This is a genomic window from Lapidilactobacillus gannanensis, from assembly GCF_003946675.1.
Classification (GTDB): domain Bacteria; phylum Bacillota; class Bacilli; order Lactobacillales; family Lactobacillaceae; genus Lapidilactobacillus; species Lapidilactobacillus gannanensis.
Genome location: NZ_RHOT01000076.1, coordinates 1 through 1,280 on the forward strand (window position 1 = coordinate 1; position 1,280 = coordinate 1,280).

A 1,280-nucleotide genomic window follows, 5' to 3' on the forward strand; every position below is an offset into this window, starting at 1 on the left:
TAGTTAGAAGCAAGATGAATCACCACACGACGGGCGTGCCAAGTAATCCTACCGGCGATGTGAAAGAGACTGAACCGTAGCGAGGAGATGGTTGAACGACGGTCTTCCGAGACAAAGAGCTGTTTAAAGAGCTGAACCAGGTTATAGGCAATACCGGTGATCAAGGCTCGTGCAGTGTTCCGTGCAAAAGTTGAGCTGTCTGTTTTGTCAAAGCCAAACCCGCATTTCAGCTCCTTAATTTGGTTCTCAGCATTGCCCCGCTGTCTATAGGTCTTGAACAAAGTCTCTGGAGCCTCGGAGGCCAGGCTGGTCACTACGAATGCGTGGTTCCAGGGAACTAGCTCATCTGCCGTATGAGTAGAACATACGATAACACGGCGAGCTTTACCCCATGACGCGGCCTGATACTTGAATTCGTGGTAGACGCATTTGCTCTCTTCATATTTTGGAGGGCAATCCACTAAGGCCGTTTCTGCCAGCTTCCCAAGCTTTGAATTTGCCTTGAGTCGAACCAAAAAGTCGACGCCATGTGTGTCGCACATCTCGTAAAATTTTGGCGCAGCAAACCCCGAATCGCCTCGAATGATGACGCTGGTGCTTTGAGGGAGCGCCGATAGGCGCGAAAAAGTTGTCTCGACGAACTTATCGACTTCCTTGCCGGTGTACTCATTGCCAGGGCGCATCAAGGCGTCTAAGAGCAACCCGGACTCTTGATCAAATACAACCTGAGGGTGATATCCATAGGCCATATAGTGAGCGTTGAAGGCGGACCGTTCTTGATTACCGAAAGTATCACAATGCGTTGAGTCTATATCCAGCACGAAGCGGGATTGACCACTAAGACGGAAAGCCAAGGCGGCTACTTGCCAGATAAGCTTCCGAAAGTCATCTAGGTCGGCGTCTTCAAGGCGCTTGAAAAACCGTGAAAGTGAGGGCTGTGAGACTAGCCGAGAGCTACCCAAGGTGGCCGCCAGTACGGGATAACGTTGCCAGTCATTGGCACTACTGTCATGTAAATACCCAGCAACGTCGAGCAACAATTTTTCCAAGAAGATGTCGATCATCGAGGCCTTCCAGAATCGTCGTTGGTCTGGTAACTTGAGGCACTGATTGGCAAGTTGCCTAAAGTTGATACGATGAAGAAACTCTTGGAACAAAACGAGCCCGGCGTCATTTGAAAGTTGACCGCCGTCGGCGGTCACAGTCACATTGGTATTGCATTGCAGGGATAAGCTGGTTAAAGTTGAGATGGTGTGAAGCCTCGCTTTCGTGATGGTTTT

At 50.0% G+C, this 1,280-nt stretch carries 1 protein-coding gene; it reads right to left on the minus strand.

Features of this window, described 5'->3' with window-relative positions; genetic code table 11:
* Nucleotides 1-1,280: IS1380 family transposase (locus EKM81_RS11035; RefSeq protein WP_125651621.1), on the minus strand; the 1,280-nt coding region annotated here is incomplete at both ends.